The 22,435-nt window shown below is 36.2% G+C and carries 20 protein-coding genes; 5 read left to right on the forward strand and 15 right to left on the reverse strand.

Annotated elements, in window-relative coordinates; translation table 11 throughout:
- Positions 1–73: 73 nt before the first annotated feature.
- From ACKGJN_RS07065 to ACKGJN_RS07125, 13 genes are all read right to left on the reverse strand, one after another.
- Positions 74–970, reverse strand: coding sequence for a glycosyltransferase family 2 protein (locus ACKGJN_RS07065; RefSeq protein ID WP_409538753.1), 897 nt, complete (start codon positions 968–970; stop codon positions 74–76).
- Between the two features lie 18 nt (positions 971–988).
- On the reverse strand, positions 989–1,849 hold the full coding sequence (locus ACKGJN_RS07070) for a glycosyltransferase family 2 protein (protein ID WP_409538754.1): 861 nt from the start codon (positions 1,847–1,849) through the stop codon (positions 989–991).
- Positions 1,842–2,795: a GDP-L-fucose synthase family protein gene (locus ACKGJN_RS07075; protein ID WP_409538755.1), complete on the reverse strand. Its 954-nt coding sequence runs from the start codon at positions 2,793–2,795 to the stop codon at positions 1,842–1,844. Before ACKGJN_RS07075 ends, ACKGJN_RS07070 begins: the two co-directional genes overlap by 8 nt.
- A gap of 139 nt (positions 2,796–2,934) precedes the next feature.
- Positions 2,935–4,047, reverse strand: a complete 1,113-nt coding sequence (gene gmd / locus ACKGJN_RS07080; RefSeq protein WP_409538756.1) for a GDP-mannose 4,6-dehydratase — start codon at positions 4,045–4,047, stop codon at positions 2,935–2,937.
- Between the two features lie 13 nt (positions 4,048–4,060).
- Positions 4,061–5,350 (reverse strand): glycosyltransferase, encoded by a 1,290-nt coding sequence (locus tag ACKGJN_RS07085; protein ID WP_409538757.1) that lies wholly within the window; start codon positions 5,348–5,350, stop codon positions 4,061–4,063.
- Position 5,351: 1 nt separating this feature from the next.
- Positions 5,352–7,052, reverse strand: coding sequence for an FkbM family methyltransferase (locus tag ACKGJN_RS07090; protein ID WP_409538758.1), 1,701 nt, complete (start codon positions 7,050–7,052; stop codon positions 5,352–5,354).
- Positions 7,049–7,783, reverse strand: a complete 735-nt coding sequence (locus ACKGJN_RS07095; protein ID WP_409538759.1) for an FkbM family methyltransferase — start codon at positions 7,781–7,783, stop codon at positions 7,049–7,051. Before ACKGJN_RS07095 ends, ACKGJN_RS07090 begins: the two co-directional genes overlap by 4 nt.
- Entirely contained in the window at positions 7,765–9,051 is a 1,287-nt protein-coding gene (locus ACKGJN_RS07100) for an ABC transporter ATP-binding protein (RefSeq protein WP_409538760.1), read from the reverse strand. The genes ACKGJN_RS07095 and ACKGJN_RS07100 overlap by 19 nt, the downstream gene beginning before the upstream one ends.
- A 48-nt stretch (positions 9,052–9,099) precedes the next feature.
- Positions 9,100–9,894 (reverse strand): glycosyltransferase, encoded by a 795-nt coding sequence (locus ACKGJN_RS07105; RefSeq protein WP_409538761.1) that lies wholly within the window; start codon positions 9,892–9,894, stop codon positions 9,100–9,102.
- Complete coding sequence (locus ACKGJN_RS07110) at positions 9,891–10,622, reverse strand: FkbM family methyltransferase (protein WP_409538762.1); 732 nt, start codon at positions 10,620–10,622, stop codon at positions 9,891–9,893. The genes ACKGJN_RS07105 and ACKGJN_RS07110 overlap by 4 nt, the downstream gene beginning before the upstream one ends.
- A gap of 64 nt (positions 10,623–10,686) precedes the next feature.
- Positions 10,687–11,538 carry a class I SAM-dependent methyltransferase gene (locus ACKGJN_RS07115; protein ID WP_409538763.1) on the reverse strand — a complete coding sequence of 284 codons (852 nt, stop codon included), beginning with the start codon at positions 11,536–11,538 and terminating at the stop codon, positions 10,687–10,689.
- A 166-nt stretch (positions 11,539–11,704) separates the two neighbouring features.
- Entirely contained in the window at positions 11,705–12,529 is an 825-nt protein-coding gene (locus tag ACKGJN_RS07120) for a polysaccharide pyruvyl transferase family protein (RefSeq protein ID WP_409538764.1), read from the reverse strand.
- A gap of 16 nt (positions 12,530–12,545) precedes the next feature.
- Positions 12,546–13,145, reverse strand: a complete 600-nt coding sequence (locus tag ACKGJN_RS07125) for an acyltransferase (protein WP_409538765.1) — start codon at positions 13,143–13,145, stop codon at positions 12,546–12,548.
- Positions 13,146–13,487: 342 nt separating this feature from the next.
- Between ACKGJN_RS07125 and ACKGJN_RS07130 the strand changes: the two genes are divergently transcribed.
- A complete protein-coding gene (locus ACKGJN_RS07130) occupies positions 13,488–14,204 on the forward strand; it encodes a glycosyltransferase family 2 protein (protein ID WP_409538766.1) in 717 nt (238 codons plus the stop codon).
- Here the strand turns inward: ACKGJN_RS07130 and ACKGJN_RS07135 are convergent.
- Positions 14,191–15,570 (reverse strand): ArnT family glycosyltransferase, encoded by a 1,380-nt coding sequence (locus ACKGJN_RS07135; RefSeq protein WP_409538767.1) that lies wholly within the window; start codon positions 15,568–15,570, stop codon positions 14,191–14,193. The genes ACKGJN_RS07130 and ACKGJN_RS07135 overlap by 14 nt on opposite strands.
- Positions 15,571–15,834: 264 nt before the next feature.
- On the opposite strand from ACKGJN_RS07135, the gene ACKGJN_RS07140 reads away from it, so the two are divergent.
- Together ACKGJN_RS07140 and ACKGJN_RS07145 are read left to right on the forward strand one after the other, a co-directional pair.
- Positions 15,835–17,238: a UDP-glycosyltransferase gene (locus ACKGJN_RS07140; protein WP_409538768.1), complete on the forward strand. Its 1,404-nt coding sequence runs from the start codon at positions 15,835–15,837 to the stop codon at positions 17,236–17,238.
- Positions 17,229–18,383, forward strand: coding sequence for a glycosyltransferase family 4 protein (locus ACKGJN_RS07145; RefSeq protein ID WP_409538769.1), 1,155 nt, complete (start codon positions 17,229–17,231; stop codon positions 18,381–18,383). The genes ACKGJN_RS07140 and ACKGJN_RS07145 overlap by 10 nt, the downstream gene beginning before the upstream one ends.
- A gap of 1,268 nt (positions 18,384–19,651) precedes the next feature.
- Here ACKGJN_RS07145 and ACKGJN_RS07150 read toward each other — a convergent pair.
- Complete coding sequence (locus ACKGJN_RS07150; RefSeq protein ID WP_409538770.1) at positions 19,652–20,401, reverse strand: hypothetical protein; 750 nt, start codon at positions 20,399–20,401, stop codon at positions 19,652–19,654.
- Between the two features lie 663 nt (positions 20,402–21,064).
- Between ACKGJN_RS07150 and ACKGJN_RS07155 the strand changes: the two genes are divergently transcribed.
- Both ACKGJN_RS07155 and ACKGJN_RS07160 read left to right on the forward strand, forming a co-directional pair.
- Entirely contained in the window at positions 21,065–21,253 is a 189-nt protein-coding gene (locus ACKGJN_RS07155) for a hypothetical protein (RefSeq protein ID WP_409538771.1), read from the forward strand.
- A gap of 935 nt (positions 21,254–22,188) precedes the next feature.
- Positions 22,189–22,413 carry an addiction module protein gene (locus ACKGJN_RS07160; RefSeq protein ID WP_409538772.1) on the forward strand — a complete coding sequence of 75 codons (225 nt, stop codon included), beginning with the start codon at positions 22,189–22,191 and terminating at the stop codon, positions 22,411–22,413.
- Positions 22,414–22,435: the final 22 nt, after the last annotated feature.

Raw genomic sequence — 22,435 nt, forward strand, 5'->3', positions numbered from 1 at the left:
AATGACTGAGATAAATTATTAAATTGAATGATAAGAAATAGTAAAAATCTAAATATAAGGGAATTTGACGCTTTTATTTAACTTTGAATTTCTTTAAAAATTGATAAAAGTATGTATTATAATCCTTTCTGCCTGCAAAAAATTCCCTTTCTGTGGACACCATAGCCGGGAAAGCTTTTATAATGGCATTATATAAAATAAGTTTTCCAGTTCTAACATATTTAATATTGCCATAAGGATATTTCTCCCTTAAATGAGATTCGATCAACTTCCAACTGGTAATGGCGCTTTTAACTTTTTCTTCGCTATTAAGTTCACTTAATTTATCCGCACTATCATATCTATAATAAGCAGATGCTTCAGGAGAGAAAATTATTTTGGTTGCATTTAAAATAACCCGGGAAAAAAATTCAGCATCATCATTATTGGTCAAACTTTCATTCCATAATCCTGATTTTTCAATAAGGATTTTAGGAGTTAAATAGACATGTGAGGGGAAATATTCATTATAATTTCCAAATGAATTGAGTAGATTCGCTCCTTTTTTAAAATTTCTATAGGAATTATATTTATACTTAAAGCGTTTGGTTAAATTGGAACTCTCCTCAAATCCGCCCCATTTACAGGTTAATAAAGTTAAATCATCCGGCTTGAATAATTTCACTTGTTTTTCCAACTTATCATTTGCCAGTAGATCATCTGAATCTAAGAACTGAATAAGTTCACCTTTAGATTTTTCCAGACCGAAATTCCTGCAGGCACTCGCACCTTTTTTCCTGGTTGCCGGACGAGGATAAAATTTAATTCGCTGATCTTTATCAGAATATGAACTAATAATTTCTTCCGTATTGTCATAAGAACCATCATCTATCACAATACACTCCCAATTCTGGTAGGTTTGGGCGATTACCGCTTCCAGAGTTTCTCCTAAAAAATGAGCTCTGTTATATGTGGGGATTATTATTGACACAAGACTTCCCATTATTCATTACAATTCAAATTTTCCATTCTTTAACTTTGAAATCCCTAATAAGAAATGGACTATTGTACGGTTAATTTTCCTTGCGGTTATAAAATCCTCTAATTCCAAAGATGCCTTGACACTGGGAATATTTAGCTGTAATCTTAATTGAAATAATTCTTTATAATCTTCCAACATTAATGGAAAATGGGTTTTTAGGCAAAGTTCCCTTTCTTTATTCAGACTTTTTTTATTAACCGGATCACTAGAAAATCCATTCATATTAAAATTGGTGACAGTAAAGTCAAGTTTTTTATAAGAATAATTAAATTTACATATCGCACATAAAAAAAATTCCCAATCGGACACAAATTTTAAATCTTCATTATAATAAAAAACTTCATCAAACAATTCCCTTTTTATAAAAGCTGCCTGATGAATGATAGTGTTGCTGAAGAAAAAACTAAAAGTTAGTTTCTCCGGATAAATTACTAATTTATTCAATTCCTTCTTTGAATGCCCATAAAGCTGTACGTTTCCAAAAAGTATGTCCCAATCGTCCTTAACATATTCATTTACTTTCGAAAGCACTTTCATATTATAAAAAGTATCTCCACTATTCAAAAACAACAAATATTCCCCGGAAGCAGCTTTAATCCCTTTATTCATGGCATTGTAAATCCCGGAATCCTTTTCGCTTACCCAGGTATCAATTTTATTGCTGTGCCTTTCAATATATTCCTTACTTCCGTCAGTGGACCCCCCATCAATAATGATGTATTCAAACTCCTTGAAAGTTTGCTCAAACACACTGGTCATCGTTCTTTTGAGACCTTCAAGATCATTTAGATTGACAGTTATTATTGATATTAAAGGCTTTTCAGGCATATTGATTTATGAATTTATTCTTATACACCTCCCGTATCCCATCTTCCAGCTCAATTCTATGTTTCCACCCCAACCCGTGAATTAATGAAACATCCAGCAGCTTCCGTGGCGTGCCATCGGACTTGTCTTTATTCCAAACTATTTCCCCGTTATATCCCACGAGCTCTTTGATAAGTTCCGCGAGTTCTTTTATCGAAATGTCTTTTCCTGTCCCAATGTTCAGGCTTGTATTTCCATGGTAAGTCTGCATTAAATGAAAACAGGCTGAGGCCAGATCATCTACGTGTAAAAATTCCCGCATTGGAGTGCCAGTTCCCCACAGTTCGACAGGCTCACTGCGGGCTTCAACTGTATTAGCTTCCTCCACCTTAGCTTCGTGGAATTTACGCAATAAAGCGGGCAAAACGTGCGCGGTTTCAAAGTCGTAATTATCATTTGGGCCGTATAGGTTGGTTGGCATTACCGAAATAAAATCACAGGCATACTGCCGGTTGTAATTTTCGCACATTTTTACCCCGGCAATTTTAGCGATGGAATATGGTTCATTGGTGAATTCCAGCTCTCCGGTGAGTAAATAAGCTTCCTTTATGGGTTGTGGCGCCAGTTTTGGGTATATACACGAAGATGCCAAAAACAATAATTTTTTAACCCCGTGCACATAACTTTGATGGATCACGTTGTTCTGGATCATCATATTTTCATATAAAAACTGCGCCCGATAGGTATTATTAGCTTCTATTCCCCCCACTTTCGCCGCCGCCAAAAACACATATTCCGGTTTTTCCTCTTCGAAAAAATCAATTACAGATTGCTGATTTATTAGATCGAGTTCCTTAGAGGTTCTCAAAATTAGATTAGAGTAACCTTCCAAATTCAACTTTCTAAAAATGGCAGACCCAACCATTCCCGTATGACCTGCGATGTATATTTTAGAAGTTTTCTCCATGGGAAAACACGAATTTCACGAATTAAAACGAATTACGCGGATTTTCAAAAACACAAATTTCACGAATTAAAAACGAATTACACTGATTTGGACTTTGTTTTTTGTTTTTTTGAACGTTGAACGTTAAACACTAAACTTTTTATTCATTATAATTCAACGTATCATGTCCTCCATCCCTTAAATACTTCTCCTTATGAAACAACTTCATATCTGCTTCCATCATTTCCTGCACTAATTGAGCAAGGGTGTGTTTTGGTGCCCAGTTAAGGTTTTTCCTGCATTTGCTTGCATCGCCTATCAGCAGATCCACTTCTGTTGGCCGATGATATTTTGGATCTATCTTCACCACCACTTTCCCAATGGGCAACTGAAATTCAGGATTTGAACAGGCTTTCACCGATCCTGTTTCATTTTCATTTTCTCCTTTAAAAGTCAGGTTGATCCCAACCTCAGCAAAAGCCAACCTCACAAAATCCCGTACCAAAGTGGTTACCCCGGTGGCGATCACGTAATCTTCAGGTGTTTCCTGCTGCAGCATCAACCACATTGCCTCCACGTAATCTTTGGCGTGACCCCAGTCGCGTTTTGCGTTGAGATTTCCTAAAAACAAAGTTTCCTGCATTCCCAATGCGATCCTGGCCGCGGCCCGGGTGATCTTTCGGGTTACGAAGGTTTCTCCACGCAAGGGCGATTCGTGATTGAACAAAATCCCGTTGCAGGCGAACATTCCATAAGCTTCCCGGTAATTCACCGTGATCCAGTAGGCATACAATTTTGCGACTCCATACGGACTTCGCGGATAAAAAGGCGTTTTCTCGGTTTGTGGCACTTCCTGCACCTTGCCGTATAATTCTGATGAAGATGCCTGGTAAATCCGGGTCTTTTTGGCAAGCCCTAACAGGCGGACAGCTTCAAGCAACCTCAAAGTTCCCAAACCATCGATATTCCCGGTATATTCCGGGGTGTCAAAACTCACCTTTACGTGAGACATGGCTCCCAGGTTGTAGATCTCATCGGGTTGCACCTCCTGGATAATTCGGGTAAGGTTCATGGCGTCACTCAAATCTCCATAATGCAGTTTGAAGCGGATATCCTTCTCGTGCGGGTCCTGGTACAAATGGTCTATCCTGTCTGTATTAAAAGAAGAACTTCTCCTTTTTATTCCGTGAACTGTATAGCCCTTTTTTAGCAGGAATTCCGCTAAATACGCACCGTCTTGTCCTGTGATTCCTGTAATAAGGGCTGTTTTCATTGAATTGTTTTCTTTATACTTGTCCATTAATTTCCTTAAATAAACTTATATATCGTTCAGCTTGAATTTTCTGGTCATACTTTTTTAAAGCATCAGCTCTTATTTCATCCTTGTCAAACCTTTCCGGTTTATCCAGAAAATCTGTCAAAGTTTCAACGAATGAATTAATACTTATTTCCTTAGTTAATAATCCGTTTTTCCCATCGATAATCATTTCAGGAATACCTCCCACCGGAAATCCAATTACTGGCGTACCGCACATAATGGATTCTAAAACGGTATTTGGTAAATTATCCATTAATGAAGGTATCACAAATACATCAGCGGCAGAATACGCAACACTCATCAATCTTTCGTCATAAATAGGTCCTAATTCGAGAATATTATCCATTGATTCCAATTCACTGTTTTTTTGGCCAATGGCGCACAAAACAACATTCTTATTTGATAATTGTTGCAACGCCCTTTTAAGATAGACAAATCCCTTTCTATTATTGCTGATAGAATCTGCAACAAATAATACAACCTTCTTATCCTTTGGAATACCTAACAAATCTCTTGAATAATCTTGATCTCTCGGTGTATATATTTCAGCATCCAAGCCATAAGGGATACAAAGAACAGGGTAGTTCTTGAATACTTCACTTTTTCTTGCTTCTTCTGCTAACCATTCAGAAGGAGCCACTATTGTCAAATTATTAACCTTTGATAACGCTTGTTTTTTTATTTTAATGTTTTTCTTCGCAACTGTTTTTTCTTCTTCCGAAACTTGCCTTCTTATTGGAGATCCAAAGTTATCAATTCCTAAATATTTCTCTTCATAATGCTCTCCACCGCTAAAAGGATTCATATCGTGTAAAGTCCAAACAACCGGCTTAATATTTTTTTCAAAGAAAGAGTTATAATCTAAAAAATTGGCCACCCAATGTAAATTGATGATGTCTATTTCTTTGTATGAATCTGTTTGAGTTATATCAATTCCTGAATTAGGAAAACTGAACATTTCAAGACCTTTTGGTCTTCTATTTAAAAATTTTTGATTTTCATTTTTATGAACTTGTTTGGGATCATAAAGCTTTAACTCCTTTAAAATCCTTTTTATTTTATTTTTAATTTTATCAGAAGTTGAAGACCATTTTGCAGGTAACTTGAATTTATAAATAAAAGAATTGGGCCAGTTGTTTTGTCTTGATTTGAGTAAGACATTTGATTCAATATTTTTGGAAAGTAAACCAAGATGTAATCTCTTACACGAATTGGCTGCTCCGCCATTATCAAAAGTATTTACAATTAAAATTTTCAATTCAATTTTCTTTATATCCGTAAATATTCAATTGCATATCCATATTATTATACACATTTAGATTCATAAATGGCGATATACTTGCAAGACCTGGTGAAGAAATATGTAACCTAAACTTTGCTTTTGTAAGAATTTCTATAATTTCATTTAATGTTTGGGATTGACCAACAAAAGAATGATACTCCACAAAAATTCTTTTGATGTTACCAAGATCATCTTGAATATCCCTCAGAACAACCGTTTCCGCCCCCTCAATATCCAACTTCAAAAAATCTACCGGTTGTTGTAAATAAGGTTTTAGGGAGACTACTTCTATCTCACTTTCAGGAGTAGAATTATTTTTATCAATTTCAGCAATTAATCCAGCATCCGCACCTTCCGATTTGAAAAATAGTTTTGAGTTGGCATTCCAAAGTCCTTTTTGGATCAATTCTATTTGCCTAAAGTTAAAAACACCAATATTTTGTTTTAACGTTTTAAAGATCTCCGGATCTGGTTCGAAGCAGACGATTTTTGATAATGGGTATAATTTTTTAAAGTAAATAGTTGCTAACCCAATATTAGCCCCTCCGTCAATTATATATGGTTCAAGGGTAGAAGTTTTGAATTTATAAATTTCTTGTTCAAAAATTTCTTTGTGCATAAAACGAAAAGAAGCAATATCAGGAATATAAATTCGCCTTCCTTCTAATTGAACAGATGTTTTTGTATACCGGGGTATCTCTAACACCTTCGTTTCTTTTTTTAGAATATTAGATTTGCGCTTTAAAAGTTGAATTATTTCTGGTGCTATTAATCTTCGGAATTTTCTTCCAATACGACGAATTTTTTTTTCCTTAATTTTGTCCTTGTCTAGAAAATTTTGCGAAATTTTTCTTTTCACCTCCACCTTTTCTCTTTTAACTGGAATATCAATGTTATTATCAAAAGGGCCTTCGTGAATTTTTGAAGAATCAAATGTGCAATGCACCCCAGAACCATCAAAGCCTATATTTTTTAATAGCGCTGAATTTGGGTATAGAAAAACCCCGTTATTCAAATACATTGAAACATAAAATCGTACCGCCCAGGAATCATTTTTACCTGACACCTGATCTTGAAGCATTCGATAAAATTGTATTTCACCAAAATCTAATTGATTTACTAATTTCTCGGAAACTACTTCATTTAAAAGTTCCTCCCCACTAAAATTTATCTTATTCCAACGATTTTTCCATGTACCATAACCCCAGGAGCTCATTATAGGTAAAAAGTAGGTTTTCTCTTGATTTTTTTTTGAATGAGGGAAGCAATACCCAGAAACACCATAAACTAGTTCATCGTTTTCATAAATCTCAAGTCCATCATTCATGAATTTAAGAAAATACTTCCCTGTTAAAATATCGTCTTCCAACACAATAACTTTTCCGTGCCTTTCAATAACCTCAGAAACTCCTTTAATAACAGAATTCGCTAAACCAAGATTTGAGTCCCTTTCAATGATTACAACCTCTTTACACCAATTCTTTTTACGAATTAAATTTCTAACTTCTTTGATCTTATTTAAATATTCTTCCGAAGCATCAGCTTTAGGGCCATCACAATAAATATATAATGTACTTTGATTTGCAAGTTCGTTATTCATTAAAGCCTCCAGCGTCTCTTCCGTATGCCAGGGACGATTATAAACGAATAATATGATGGGGGCTAATGATTTGTTCATCCTTTTTTGAGAAAAATCAATGTATTAAAAGTTTTAGCAATAAGAATATAATCTTTCGACTTTAAAAATTTAAAGATTTCACTTCCATATATTTTTTCAATTTGATTATTTAATTCTTCAACCAAAATGGTTTTTGGTTGATGTATTGACCAATCTATCGAATGCAAAACATCAAGATCCAGGCCTTCAACATCTATATTCAGAAAATCAATCTGCTCATTATCTTTTAAATGTTTATTTAAAAGTTCAGATAAAGGAATTGTATCAATTATAACTTCATCAATAACCTTATAGTTACCCCTTCCATCCTTTTTCTCTACTTCTTGTTTGGAAAAAGTATTTAAGGCAGGCTCATTAAACATGTAATATTTTAGTTTCTCTTTTTTATCTGAAACTGCTACTTCCAAATTAATATCATTAGGTCGAATTTCTTTAAAATGTTTCATGCTGCCAGGCATTGCATCTATATTAATGCCTCGCCAACCTAATTTATAAAATAGGTAAGTATTAGAAAACCGTTTTGGATGATGAGCGCCAACATCGACATAAAAACCGGTTTTTTGACCTTCAAAGATTCTTTTTAAAATCAGATCTTCACCTTCCTGTGAGTAAGAAAGAGTGGAATATATATCTATTTCTCTATGTTTATTCTTAATCGGTTCCTGATAAAGATTTAAAACCTTTTTAGGCGTGATCCTTAAAATAAATTTTTTTACTTTTTTAAATCCCATTCTCCTTTGATTAGAAGTTTTGATTTCCCATTAAAACCTAGGTTTCCAGTCCTGTAAAAATCACCTTTTACAACATTAAATTTACCCAATGGCACCTTTGGCCAATCAGATTCTACTTTATCACATTCAATACGTCCTTTCACAATATAATGTCCCTCATTTAAGGATAAATCTGGAATAACACATTGAATTATATATTCACCATTCTCTCTAACTTGTATCGTTTTATTCTGATAAGAATTATAGAGTACTGTTATTAATTCATCGTCCGGGGTATGAATAGAAAAGCCCAAGTCAATATTTGAAATATTAGTGAGATTACTTACATCAACCTTAAAAGAAAATTTAATAGGATCTCCATTTAATATATTTGCAATTATTTGTCCGTTGGAATGTTCAATATGAAAACTTTGGAATTTCACAATTCCTGTTCCACTTCTATCCTTAATTGATATTAGATCTTCAGGAATTATTTCTTGTTCATTTGACAAATAATAATTAATTGCATCTTCTGTAGCTCCATCATAAACTGATATTCCGTTTTCCAAAACAATGGAACGGGAACATAAACTCTTCACACTAGCCATATTATGGCTAACAAACAACACCGTCCTGCCTTGGCCAATAGATAAATCTTGCATTTTACCAATGGCTTTTTTCTGGAATTCGGCATCGCCCACGGCCAACACCTCATCTACCACCAAGATCTCCGGTTCAAGGTGCGCAGCCACCGCAAACCCAAGGCGTACCGTCATCCCGCTGCTATAACGTTTTACCGGCGTGTCTATATACATCTCACAGCCCGAAAAATCTATGATCTCATCCAGTTTTCTTTTAATTTCACTTTTGGTCATTCCGAGTACCGCCCCGTTCATGAAGATGTTTTCCCGGCCGGTAAGTTCAGGGTGGAAACCGGTACCTACTTCTAAAAGGGAAGCTATTCGACCTTTTGTTTTTATACTGCCTGTAGTAGGGGAAGTCACCCTTGATAATATTTTAAGCAGGGTAGTTTTCCCCGCACCATTTTTACCAATAATTCCCAAAACCTCGCCCTGCTTTACCTCAAAATTGATGTCACGCAAAGCCCAAACATAATCCTCAGTAGCCTTTATGCTGCGATCGTTTACCGCACCTACTTTTAAATAGGGATCTTCTTTCCCGCGAATTGATGCCCAAATACGGTTTAGATCGTGGCTAAGCGTGCCGGTGCCAACCATACCCAGGCGGTATTGTTTTGAAATATTTTCAGCTTTTAAAATAGCACTCATTTTTCGAAGATAATAATCCCCTTGGGAGGGGCGTTAGTTTTGGTCAGTTTAACCGGAAATAAAAAAAGATTCTTTAATAGAGCTTAATATTTTTCTAAAATAGAAATAACTAATTTTTCGATGAGTAGCTACATTATTAATAACTATTTTTAATCCTTTAACATACTGTCTTTTTCTTAAATAATGAAACTCATAAGGCTCAATCCAGGATGAATTCCATAAATGTATTGCATGACTTTCCATTTTTAAATAATTTTTATAGTTTCCTATATCTTTCCTGTCGAAATAATTTAAGGGATAAAAATAGGGGGATGGATATATTACAATATCTTTAAATTCTATTTTTTTATTTAAAGTTAGTACAAAACCATATTTTTCACGAAACACCTGCGTTATTATTCTTGGAATGCAAATCGCTTCCCAATTTGTTTCATTCTTCAATTTTATATCTTCATATTTTAGAAGACATTCTTTTATAAAAGGATGGCTCTTCTCTGTTCCAAAAATAGCTGCATTAATATACGTATCATTTTCAGCACTAAAAAAACATCTATCCCCTAAAAAACTATCTAATGGTTTGAGTATTAACATGTCTGTATCTAAGTAAATACCGCCAAAATCATATAATACTTTAAGTCTAACAAAATCGGAAACAAAAGCCCATTTTTTTAGTTTGTATGTCTTTTTTAAAAAAGGATGATTTAAATCTGTATTGCTTTCATTCCATTCGTTAATTTCATATTCCGGAAGATATTTTTTCCAGCTGGAAATACAATCTTTTACTAATTGAGGCTTTTTTTTATTTCCAAACCAACAATAGTGTATCTGCTTAGGGATGCTCATATTAATTTAATTCGGTGCAAATCTATTCCTAATGTATCAATTCCTTCCTTAAATATTGAATATCCCTGGTCAATTAAAAGTTTCTTAGAGGCAATTAAATCTGCTTTCCCCAAATTAACATGTTCATACTTTATAATTGGTGGTTTCACTTTAGAAAAATCCAACATTTTGAGAATTTCCAAATCATATCCCTCTGTATCAATTTGTAAATAATCTATTTTTTTATTTAAATAGGAATCTGAAATAATGCTCATCAGTGTATCAGCTGAAACATATTCTACTTCCATATCCTCTTTTGAAATATTTTGCCTTTTGTGGTGATTTTCGTCAAATGAGGCCATTCCCTTTACCCAATCAGGATATTTTTGCTTTCTGGATTCCATTATCTTATAAATCTTTATCGATTTTTCAAAACAGTGAACAGCTTTATTAATTTTTTTAATTTCTGGGTAGTCTTTATAATTAATAACCAACTCATTAAAATAATCTATAACCGGCTCAATTACTAACCCTGAAGATTGTCGGGATATCGCGAATTCATATAAAAAGTCAAAACTTATTCCATCGTTTGCTCCAACCTGAATAAAACTAAATTTCCCTTTCTTGGGGAAATTCCTTTCCAAAATTTTTTGGCTTGAAAATATTTTCTTTCTCAACTCAAAGCCTCGTCCAAATTTATTTGAAATTTGAATGACAAGAATTAATATTTTATTTTTTAAATACTTCATTCCTTTTTTATACTAACTATTTTAAAGGTGATCTTATCGCAAATTTGCCATTTCCAATATATTCTCATTTTATAATTACTCCCTTATAAACAATCAACTGACTTCTTGTAAAGAAACTATTCAACGCCCACGGCAAGCGTTTTTCATTTTTTAAAGCCCAGCGTTTAAATTTATTTCTTCTTTCCCCCCACCCAAATAAGCGGCTAAATCTTTCCAGGGTTCCCACGGGAATAATTCTCACATCATTAAAAAATGCTGCCCCTGCTTTTTTCCAGTGTTTGGAGCTAAAACTGCGGTCCGGGTGAGGATCACTCTCTTTCCATTTAGCGAAAGCTGCTTTATCAAATTTTGAAGGCCTTCCCCCTATAGGAATATGCCATCGTATTTCATCCAGGATCCTGGAGTTTACGGCCGGTTCAAAGAAACGTGCTTCTCCATCTGGTTTTAGAAGCCTGGCTGTTTCTCTCAGGAATTCTCTTTCTAAGGGAATTTCCAAATGATGAAGAAAAGCTTTTCCCACAATAAAATCAAAACTTTGGGCTGCTAATTCGTTATTTAAAAAATCCCCTTCTACAAAAATGATGGGATGCTTAAAAGCATAATTTTCGTTCAATTTTCTTACAATCTCACCACTTGCTGAAGCTATATCATTGGCATAAACCTCGGCTCCCAAAGCAGCCATTACAGCGACGTTGGTGCAGTCTCCACAACCCATTTCCAGCACTTTTTTCCCCTTTAATCTATTTCGAAAATTCCCCTGGTATAAAGCAAACCAGCTTGTTTCTGTAGTCGTTGCAGAGTCCAGAAAAGAATCCAGGTGATTTAACCAATGTAGAATATTGCTGATATTGTAATTGGCATATAGCTTTTCGAAATGTTCTTTATTCTTTTCCTGATTTTGGTCTGTATGACTCATAAAATTCCTTGTGTGCGCAATTTATAAATTATTGATCATCTAACTGGGGAAAATTCATATTTAGGATTGGGATACTTATCTCCAATTTTCTAATTCAAATCAAACCCCGCACCTTTATTCAGTTCATTACATTTTCAATTTATTCTTTCATCACAGTGTCACTTCGTCACAAGGTTACTGCCTTTATGGGACAAACCCTCATCAACCCCTTACACAACTTCTCAATCTTTCCCTCCATTGGTAAACCGGAATATTTTTCAAACAAACCTTCAATTTCTTCCAGTTCCATTTTTCCATTAATGAATTCAGCCTGGTAAAAAGGAATCTCGACAGATTCCAGGTAATCCCGGTATTTAATTCCATCACCAAAGATCTTGTCTGAAAACTCGACCCAAACACTCGGGATTCCGTAGGCATGAGAAACTATTACTCCGTGTAATGAAGAAGAAATTGTTTTTTCACAACTCAGTATTTCCCGGGTAACCTCTTCCACATCCAGGGTCATAAGGTCGATCACCAAAATTTCAGGTTCGTTTTTATAATCTTCAAAGACGGATTTAAAATCGTGATAATGCGGAATGATCCCAACTTTGTATTTTTTTTCGACTTCAGGATAATAGAATTTTAGTAACAACAAAGCAGGATCCCCGTAAACTTCGGGACATTCATAACCAAGCTCCAATAAAAATTTCCTTGTTTGAGGTCCGCGAACGGCTCTAAAATCTGCATTGGTAATTAGTTGTTCCTTATCAATAATCCCGCTACCCCACACAATACTGTCTTTTGAAGCATGATGAATAATACTGCCAATAGTCACATAATTTGTTTTATCCCATTTATACCAGGGCTGCTTTTTTGGATGAACCCATTTCACTTCTTTCCCTGAAATTTTCTCCACCAGGTATTTTGAAAGCAGGTCTCCATAGTTCTCCTTTTTCTTAAAGATGAATTCTATCTCGCTCCAGTAAAAAAGGGGGATTTTTTTTTGCATAAATTTCTTTTCTGTCTTACCAGTTCTCTCTCCAATCAACGTTTTGTTTGACAACCATTGCCGGATTTCCTGCAATAATATTTTTTTTTGTCATTATAGACTTATTGATTACACTTCCTAATCCAACCAAATTATCACTCTCTAAAGTGACACCTGGAGATATGCAAGTATTGGAACCAATATAAACATTGTTCTTTATATTAATTCCTAAATCCTTAGTCTCCTTTTTAGTATGGATCGATCCGTGTGTCCAAAATTGACTACCCCTCCCAGCAATCCATGTATTATTACCAATAGTGACATTATTCCAAAGATCTATAAAATGATCGTTTATAATTCTTGAGTTTTCTCCAATGGAAAATGATGATTTTCCAACAATAGTATTTCCACTATGAATTTTGGTATTGCTACCAACAGAAAATAAATCGCATGAAATGCTGTTATTGTGCCTAATAATCACATTATCCCCTACAATTACAGTATTACAATTTATTAAACTTCTTCCAATCTTTACATTATGTCCAATATTGTAATTCAATAACCGCCTATAAAAAAAAACTCTTAAGACATTAGAAGGAATTCTTTTAATGATTTTTGCTATTAATGGTTTTTTCACTCTTTTATTATTGAATATTTAAAAACTTAAATTTTTGGCAGGGAATCAATCATTTATAAATAAATCGTTTTCAATTTTCTAAACCTTTTCAATTGATAACTTATCAATTTCTAAAATTCAAAGGTTCAGATAATTTTTAAATAACCAACTTGGATAAAAGATAATCTGTGAATTACTAACAAAAAATATTTGAAACCAAAAAAAATATTGATTCTCCTCCCGAAGGTGTTGACATTCGGAATTTTGCATTTACATATTTTGTCGAAATAGGAGAGAAAATAGCATGGGAAGTGGTTTTATTTCCGTAAAAAGATATATTTGTTTTCTAAACACCCTATTCCTTTGAAAAAATTATCGATTCTAATCGCGGCATATAATGAGGAGCAAACTATCACTTCGATTTTAGAAGTTTTAAAAGATCTCAAACTGGAGTATTTCCTGGAAAAAGAAGTGATAATAATAAATGATTTTTCTACAGATTCAACAAAGGTATTAATAGAAGATTTTATAAAATCCAATCCTGATTTATCTATGTTGCTTCATAATCAGGAATTCAACCAAGGAAAAGGAGCTGCCCTTCACAAGGCAATTGAAATGGCTACCGGGGAACTTATCATCATTCAGGATGCCGACCTGGAATATGACCCAAATGAATATAATATATTGCTAAAGCCAATGATGAATGGCAAAGCAGACGTTGTTTACGGTTCCAGATTTATGGGAGGAAATCCACACAGAATTTTGTTTTTCTGGCATTCCATAGGCAATAAATTCCTTACCTCCCTTAGCAATGCTTTCACCAACCTCAACCTTACAGATATGGAGACCTGCTATAAACTTTTTAGGGCGGATGTTTTAAAGTCATTGGACCTTAAAGAAAAGAGATTCGGTTTTGAACCAGAAGTAACAGCCAAAATCTGCAGGATACCTAAGATAAGGATCTATGAAGTGGGCATCTCTTATTATGGGAGAACGTATGAAGAGGGTAAAAAGATAAACTGGAAGGACGGAGTAAGGGCTTTGTGGTGCGTTTTTAAATATAATATTATTCAGAGGTGAATTTACGGATTACAAAGCCATCTTCAAACCTTAAGAAATCTTCAGCTTCAAATATTTCCATTAAATTTTGTTCCGAAACCACATAATTTCTCCAGTTGACTTCTTTAAAAAAAATGATTTGTGCTTCTCCGCTATATACTTCTTCTTTCAATATCTCAAGTTTTGAATTTTCAGATAATCGGGGCAATAGTCGGAAACCCTTTTGAATATGTAATTCGCCGATTTCAATTCCATTAGAATACGTGATAATATCAAAATTTTTATCTTTAAGATATTTTACAACTTCAGATTGTGTCCATTTTACTTTTGTATATCCACTGCCATTTTCGTAATGATTCTTATAGAATGGAAAAACAGAAGATGAAAAGCTAAGGAATAAAAAAAGCATCGAACTGTATAGAACCAGCTTCTGTCTTTGCTCCTTCAAAATTTGAAGAAACAAAGTGATCAATAAAAGAATAAAGGGAAATAATGGGGAGAGTATTCTATTATCCAAAGGCGTATAGGCGTCGTAAAAGGAAATAGAAACAATTAGAAAAAGAGGATAAATAGTTATGAAAAGAAGCGAAAGCAAAAGCACATTTTTATATTTTTCAAAACTTTTTCTTAGCAAAGGTTTCAATCCAGCCCGTAACTTTTGGAAATGGAATACATACAAAAGTACCAGACCAGCAAAAAGCACCATAGCTAATGTACTCCCTAAAAACCAATAGGCGAAAGTTATTAAAAGATCTAATAATTTAGAAAATGGAATAATATGTACGGCAAATTTCCTTGCAACACTATTTTCCTCGAATGTACTTTGGTAGAAGAACCAAGGAGCAATCACTATCGCAAAAACGCTAAGAAATAACAGAAAATTTTTAATTCTAAGAGCTGGTTTATCTCTTTGAAGAAATAAAAGGAAAAACATAAAGCATCCTATAAATGCTATTCCGGCATATCTGGTTAGAAACACCAATCCACAGAAAAATGCAGAGAAAAAAAGATATTCTAATTTTTCAGTGTTTAACCATTTTAAAAATAAATAAAAACTAAGAAGCAGTAAAACCAAAAATAAACCTTCTGACAGATAGTATATAAAATTGATTGAAACTTGTGAAACGATCAGTAAAACTCCAGAAAAAATTATTAGCTTAAAATTAATTTTCAACTCTCTCAGAAGCATCAAAACAACAAGAACAAAACAATAAAAAAGACTCACCTGAAGGATAATACCTGCATCAAATACCCCGGAAATTGTTATTTTAGAAATTAACGCCAGTAATAACGAAAATAATGGCGGCCAATGATACACGATTTCCTTGTTTGCATTGGTTACACCATTCCCTGCTTCAATATTTTTAGCAACCTCCAAATAAGCCATAGAATCAGGGCTAAAACCAAGCTGATTAGGTTGGATAATAAAAAATAAAAGTATGGCGGCACAAAATGCCAATAAGTGAAAATAAATACCGGATTTCGCCAAATTATAATATAATTTTCAAGTTTGATTTAAGCCTCCAAATTAGAAATAAGAATTGTTTTTTTTATATTTATTTTTAAATGTTTGCGGATCTAAACGACATCTATATGAAAACGCCATAAAATAATTCCCCTATATTTGAATAAGCCAAAACCAAACCCCCATTTGAAACAAAAAAAAATCTTCATTCTCCTCCCCGACGGTGTTGGCCTTCGAAATTTTGCTTTTACATCTTTTGTGGAGATAGGTGAACAAATGGGATGGGAAGTGGTATTCTGGAATCAGACCTTTTTCGATCTCACAGAACTGGGGTATAAAGAAATAAAACTCTCAGGAAAACCAAGGGCTTTTACTGATCTTGTAAAGCGTGCAAAAATAAGTTCAGAACTGGATTATTTTGAAGAAAAATTTAATGACAAGGTTTACCAAACCTATAAGTTTCCTTCTTCCAAAAAAGGTTTAAAGTCAAAGGTCAAAAACGCTGTAGTCACGCAACTCACCAAAACCTACCGGGGAGAAATAGGGCTGCAAAAGTTGCGTGAAAAACTGAAAACTTCAGAAAGAAAATCGCCTTTTTATCAAAATTGCCGGGAAATTCTGGAAAGGGAACAACCGGATCTTATATTTTGTACAAATCAACGGCCGGTAAATGCCATCGCGCCATTAACCGCAGCTCAGGATCTTGGCATTCCCACAAGTACTTTTATTTTTTCCTGGGACAATCTGCCCAAAGCAACCATGGTAGTTGAACCGGATTTTCACTTTGTGTGGAGTGAATATATGAAAGAGGAATTACTGAATTATTATCCTTTTATAGCTGGAGACAGCATTTTTATTACCGGAAGTCCGCAGTTTGAACCACATTTCAACCTGAAATTAAGAAAGTCCAGAGAAGATTTTTTTAAAGAAAATAACCTGGATCTCAACAAGGAATACATCTGCTTTAGTGGGGACGATAAAACCACCTGCCCCGATGATGCTCATTATTTAGAAGATGTTGCGGAAGCGATTGAAAGCCTGAATAAAAAAAGGGAAACTAAGCTCGGGATCCTTTTCCGGCGCTGTCCGGTAGATTTTTCTGACAGGTATGATACCGTGCTGGAAAAATATAAAGAGCTTATAGTTCCGGTGGCTCCCAAATGGGAACAGGTTGGAGGGAATTGGAATTCTGTGCTTCCAAAACAGGAAGATTTAGGATTACAAATTAACACCATCCTTCATACTAAAGCTGTAATTAACCTTGGATCTTCCATGGTTTTTGATTTTGCCATTTTTGATAAACCCTGCCTATTCCTTAATTATAATGTTGCCAATAAGCAAGATGAAAGCTGGAACCCAAAAAAGGTGTATGATTTTGTGCATTTCCGCTCTATGCCCACCGGAAAAGAGGTTTTCTGGTTAGAATCAAAGGAGGAAATAGGAACTAAACTTGAAAATGCACTTGAAAATTCCGAAAAAACTGTAGCGGCAGCGAATGACTGGTTTGAAAAAATAAATCTATCCCCGGCGGAAAAGGCTTCTGAAAGGATATGGGAAGCCATAGATAAAATAACAGAAAAATGCACTTAGCCTTTCTCACCCCCGAATACCCTCACCCACTCTCCACTTCCTCCGGTGGATTAGGAACCAGCATCAAAAATATGGTTAATACCCTGTCAGAAAAAGGGATTAAAGTAACTGTGTTTATTTACGGCCAGAGACAGGATAAAATATTTACCGAAAACGGCATAAGATTCCATTTGATAAAACAGCGAAACTATAAATTCCTGGGCTGGTACCTGCACCGGAAATACCTTGAGAAGTACCTCAACAAAGCTTTTACACAGGACAAAATAGATGTCCTGGAAGCCCCGGACTGGACGGGAATTACCGCTTTTATGAAACTCAGATGTCCGCTGGTAATTAGATTTCACGGCAGTGATGCTTATTTCTGTCAGCTGGAAAACCGGCAGCAGAAGAAAAAGAATTTCTGGTTTGAGAAAAAAGCTTTGGAGGGAGCAAATCACCTGCTTTCGGTAAGTCAATTCACCGCAGATAAAACAGCGGAGATCTTTGGCTTAAAAAAACAGGTAACAGTTATACCAAATTCTGTGGATGTAGCTCGTTTTATTCCGCAGCCGGAAAAGCTTGAACCGGGCAATATCCTTTATTTTGGAACTTTAATCCGGAAAAAAGGCGTGCTCGAGTTGCCGGAGATCTTTAACAGGCTGGTAAAAGAGATGCCACAGGCACGGCTTTTATTTGCGGGCAGGGATGTCATGGATATCAAAACCGGAAGATCAACCAAGGAACTTATGCTCGAAAAATTCTCTCCTGTTGCCACCAAGCAACTGGTTTGGCTGGATAACCTGCCGTATGAAGAGATCCTGGAACAAATCGCAAAAGCACATGTGGTCGTACTCCCCTCCTTCGCCGAAGCCCTCCCCATGACCTGGATAGAAGCTATGGCGATGGAAAAAGCATTGGTAACTTCCAATATCGGCTGGGCAAAAGAAGTGATGATAGACGGCGTGACAGGCTTTACGGTAGATCCTAAGGATCATCAATTATATGCAGAGAGAATTCTTCAGCTTATTTATGATCCTGCCTTAGCTAAGAAAATGGGAAAAGCAGCACGGGAGCGGGTATTAGCGAAGTTTTCTACGGAGGTTGTGGTGGAGAGGAATATTGGGTATTATGAGAAAATACGAATTAAAACGAATTACGCGGATTAGGGGAAAACGTAGATTGCACGGATTAAAACGAATTACGCGGATTAGGAATTTGGAATAGGAAGGTTGTAGTCATTTTCAAATGAGCCTGTCAATGGGATATCGTTTTCTGAAAAGGGAAAAGCAAAAAGAAAAAAGTTTGGAAAACGTCTTTGCGATCCCGAGTTTTGGTTCGGGGGTGGCAAATGTCATTGCGAGCGGAGCGTGGCAAACTAAGAAACCTTAAACATGTTAGTACCTCCAGGTCTACATGAGATTGCTTCAGTCGGCTAATGCCTCCTTCGCAATGACGTTCTAAACAATGTCGCCCAAAAGCCCGTTCAGTATAACAAACAACCCGAAATGTCATCCTGAACGAAGTGAAGAATCCTGCGCACTCATTGGACGCACCAAACCTGGCGCAACCTTCGGCCTACTTGAGATTGCTTCAGTCGCTGAAAAAGCTCCTTCGCAATGACAGTCCCAAATAAAATCGTAGAAAAAGCTCCTTCACAGCGTCACTTCATCACAGCATCACATCATCACAGCATCACATCATCACAGCATCACTTCATCACAGCATCACTTCATCACAGCATCACTTCATCACAACATCAAATAATTCCCGGAGTCATTTCGAAATGAGCCCGTCATTGCGATCCCGATTTTTGATCGGGAGCAGCAATCTGGCGATGGAGAAATCTCAAGGTCGTGAAGCCAAATCTCAATCTTAACCAGTTCTTTTTTTGCCAGTGTAGAAAATTTTCTGCGTTAAAAATTTTCGAAGCCTTGGAGAAAATTTAGCAGAAGGTTTTCGGTTTTTTGGTGGTGCAGGAAGCAACACCGGAAAAACACCTACAAAAAAAGTGTCCTTTTTTTGGTTCGTTTTTCTTGCATCCGACGAACGCAGTGAGAGGAATGCACGCAAAAAAATGAACAAAACATACTGATTAAGCTGAATCCTTATACCACCTCGCTAAAGAAACCCCCAAACATGTTAGAACCTCCGGCTTACATGAGATTGCTTCAGTCGGCTAAAGCCTCCTTCGCAATGACGGTCCTAACCAAAATCGTTGAAAATGCTCCTTCACCTCAACGGTGCGACAAATGAAGCGCGGCCAAACGTCATTGCGAGCAAAACGTGGCAAATGTCATTGCGAGCAAAACGTGGCAAACTGTCATTGCGAGCGAAGCGAAGCAAACTCATGTTCAACACCAAACATCTCACAACGCAACAAAAAAAAACCCGCACTCATAAAGCACGAGGTTTTTCAAATTAAAACCGGTTTTAATTACAACACCTCCAGAATACTAAGGGAATTATGAGCCCCGTTGCGAAGCGGATACTGTACCGTGTTCACTTCCTGGAAAAATTCCACCAACAGCAAAATAAAGCTGATTCCCAATCCGCCCGGCACCTCGGCAGGAATTAAGCTGATGTTGGAACTTGTCATATCCAGAGGCAAACTCTGAACCGGACTGCTGCCCCCGGAATAAATACCGGTTTCAAAATCGACTTTAATAAAGGACGAGCGTAAACTCACATGCGTGCTCCCCTGTGGCGCGTACAGTTGGATTCCCGGAACAAAATCCGAAATGCTCACCTCTCCCGTTACCCCGTCTACGTTGTAAGGTGCAAGCAAGACAGATCCCAGGGGAGCCCTGTTGTTAAAGTCAAAACTGGTAAGAACAGTCTTTCCTTCTGCACTCTCAAGCCCAACCGACACCTGCCGCTTTCCCCGAACATTCACCGTGTCCATCTTCTGGATCTGGCTCATCACTTGGGTCAGCCTGCTTGTAACCCGGTTGTCTTTGGCTGTTTGCATCAACTCGTTTACCGACATTCGCATCGCTTTCCCCGCATGGGCGCTGCCTGCAAATTCACTTAGGTTTTCTCGGGTCCTCGCAAAAGCAGGATCTTTCATGATCCTCTTTTTGGAAACTCCTCCTTTGGTACGAACCAATGATCCGTCCTGCGTTTTGTAGAAAGTTAGGTTCCCTAACGTTCCCTGGATCTTTAAGATCCCATCATTTTTTGCCATGTTATATGGATTTAAAATTAATAATAATCAAACATATAACTATTTGTTAGTCAATAAAATAGCAGGCTTTTGTTTAGGTGGATTTAGTGTTAAAAGATGCGAAGTAGTTTTAAATTCAACCTTTTAATACAGAAAAAGTTATTAAGGATGGTTTTCATTATTCCGAACCGTTAGTAGCCTTTTTATATCATTCCCAACTATTTTGAACCTTTTCCTTATAACCGTGTGGTTTGATTGCGTTTAGGTTCTTTTGGGTGTGTTTAGGGCGTTTTAGTGCGTTCAGGAACAGCATTTTTTGAAGCCAACCCTTTATTTTACTGGCCCTCCCATATAGATACCCTATGGATACCCTATGGAACCCCCGGTATTGCCTCAGAAAACCTGTGCATTATATACACTTTTTATATTAAACCAAAAACACCTAATTGGCGCAATTTTCACAGCTATGATATTTATTAACAATTAATTGTTTTTAACATATTTCAATTAACTGGTTATCAACAATTTACCTCTGTAATGTTGAAAATTAGTGTTAATAAAATATTTATACCTCAAATTTATTTTTCAAAATATTGATGTACCTTGCTTTTAATTAAAATCAACATCTTTATAAAAGACTAACTATGAGATAACTATACTTTTTTAATCAAAAGTTTTTAGAAAATGAGAAGATTATGCATTTACCCCCAGGATGTTGAAATTATAACCGGCAGAAGTAAAAACTATAGCCGGAAAATTATCCGGAATATTAAAAAGAGCTATAACAAAGACAAACATCAGTTTGTTTCTGTCGAAGAGTTTTGTAAATATACGGGACTGCTTCCTGAAACAGTCTATGCAGGAATTAAATAAATTCTCTTTCCGTTCCTTCCCTTATACAAACTCCCACCTTCACTTGATAGTGTGCCATGCACTTCGATTTTCCAATTTATAAATCTTCCGCCGGCCTGTCCTTCTGAACGCAGTGAAGAATCCCCCATACTCATTGGACGGATCATGTTTTGAAATGCTATAAACAGAAAACACGTCTTTGCAAGAGCAGCGCGGCAAACTCAATTAAGAATCTTAATCATGTTAAAACCTCCCTACATAAGATTGCTTCAGTCGGCCTACGGCCTCCTTCGCAATGACGGTTTTAAACAAGGTAGTTGAGAATACTCCTTCACTATAAAGGCAACTCAATGGTGCGACAAACGGACCGCAGCGAAAGTATTGCTGGCTAAGCGCGGCATAGACCGAATCGTGGGAAAACGTCATTGCGAGCGAAGCGCGGCAAACCCCTGTAAGAACCCCCAACATGTTAGAACCTCCCGCCTACATGAGATTGCTTCAGTCGGCCAAAGCCTCCTTCGCAATGACGTTCCTAAACAAGGCCCTTGAAAATGCTCCCTCACATAAAGGCACCTCAATGACGCGACATGCGGAGCGCGGCGAATGTATTTCGAGCGAAACGCGGCAAAGACTAAATCGTGGGCAAACGTCATTGCGAGCGAAGCGCGGCAATCTCATGTAAGGAACCCCCAAACATGTTAGATCCTTCGGCTTACATGAGATTGCTTCAGTCGGCCAAAACCTCCTTCGCAATGACGGTCCTAAACAAGAACGCTTAAAAAGCTTTCGTCTCCCGGAAACATGACTAAATCATGTTAAAAATCGCAAAACCTGGTCTTACTGAATCCCGGCAGGTTCATCAATTATGCTCAAAACGAGTATTTATTCTGGTATAAATGGAAACAACCTAAATAACAGGTCGATATTTTGTATTTTTGAAAGAAAGCAGTACTAAAATGGTTACAATAGAAATTAAAAACCGAATCCGAAACTATATTGAGCATGCTGATGAGCGTATGTTGAAAATTATTAATGCTATTATAGAAACTGATGTGAATGAATTGTCAGAATCCCATAAAGAAGTTTTGGACGAGCGCTTGAAAGACCATCAGGAAAATTTAAAAGAAGGAAAGAGCTGGGAAGAAATACAAACTGCCTTGAAAAAACAATATGGGCTATAAACTCATTTTAAAAAGACTGGCA

Origin of the sequence: Gillisia xinjiangensis, from assembly GCF_046298265.1 — a bacterium.
Lineage (GTDB): Bacteria > Bacteroidota > Bacteroidia > Flavobacteriales > Flavobacteriaceae > Gillisia > Gillisia xinjiangensis.

Bases quoted from the DNA above. Each gene is read 5' to 3' on its own strand.
- ACKGJN_RS07145 (WP_409538769.1), top strand. From the start codon at position 17,229: ATGCACTTAGCCTTTCTCACCCCCGAATACCCTCACCCACTCTCCACT.
- ACKGJN_RS07150 (WP_409538770.1), bottom strand. From the start codon at position 20,401: ATGGCAAAAAATGATGGGATCTTAAAGATCCAGGGAACGTTAGGGAAC.
- ACKGJN_RS07090 (WP_409538758.1), bottom strand. From the start codon at position 7,052: ATGAACAAATCATTAGCCCCCATCATATTATTCGTTTATAATCGTCCC.
- ACKGJN_RS07135 (WP_409538767.1), bottom strand. From the start codon at position 15,570: ATGGCTTATTTGGAGGTTGCTAAAAATATTGAAGCAGGGAATGGTGTA.
- ACKGJN_RS07115 (WP_409538763.1), bottom strand. From the start codon at position 11,538: ATGAGTCATACAGACCAAAATCAGGAAAAGAATAAAGAACATTTCGAA.
- ACKGJN_RS07070 (WP_409538754.1), bottom strand. From the start codon at position 1,849: ATGCCTGAAAAGCCTTTAATATCAATAATAACTGTCAATCTAAATGAT.
- ACKGJN_RS07105 (WP_409538761.1), bottom strand. From the start codon at position 9,894: ATGAGCATCCCTAAGCAGATACACTATTGTTGGTTTGGAAATAAAAAA.
- ACKGJN_RS07095 (WP_409538759.1), bottom strand. From the start codon at position 7,783: ATGGGATTTAAAAAAGTAAAAAAATTTATTTTAAGGATCACGCCTAAA.
- gmd (WP_409538756.1), bottom strand. From the start codon at position 4,047: ATGAAAACAGCCCTTATTACAGGAATCACAGGACAAGACGGTGCGTAT.
- ACKGJN_RS07110 (WP_409538762.1), bottom strand. From the start codon at position 10,622: ATGAAGTATTTAAAAAATAAAATATTAATTCTTGTCATTCAAATTTCA.
- ACKGJN_RS07160 (WP_409538772.1), top strand. From the start codon at position 22,189: ATGGTTACAATAGAAATTAAAAACCGAATCCGAAACTATATTGAGCAT.
- ACKGJN_RS07155 (WP_409538771.1), top strand. From the start codon at position 21,065: ATGAGAAGATTATGCATTTACCCCCAGGATGTTGAAATTATAACCGGC.
- ACKGJN_RS07100 (WP_409538760.1), bottom strand. From the start codon at position 9,051: ATGAGTGCTATTTTAAAAGCTGAAAATATTTCAAAACAATACCGCCTG.
- ACKGJN_RS07075 (WP_409538755.1), bottom strand. From the start codon at position 2,795: ATGGAGAAAACTTCTAAAATATACATCGCAGGTCATACGGGAATGGTT.
- ACKGJN_RS07120 (WP_409538764.1), bottom strand. From the start codon at position 12,529: ATGCAAAAAAAAATCCCCCTTTTTTACTGGAGCGAGATAGAATTCATC.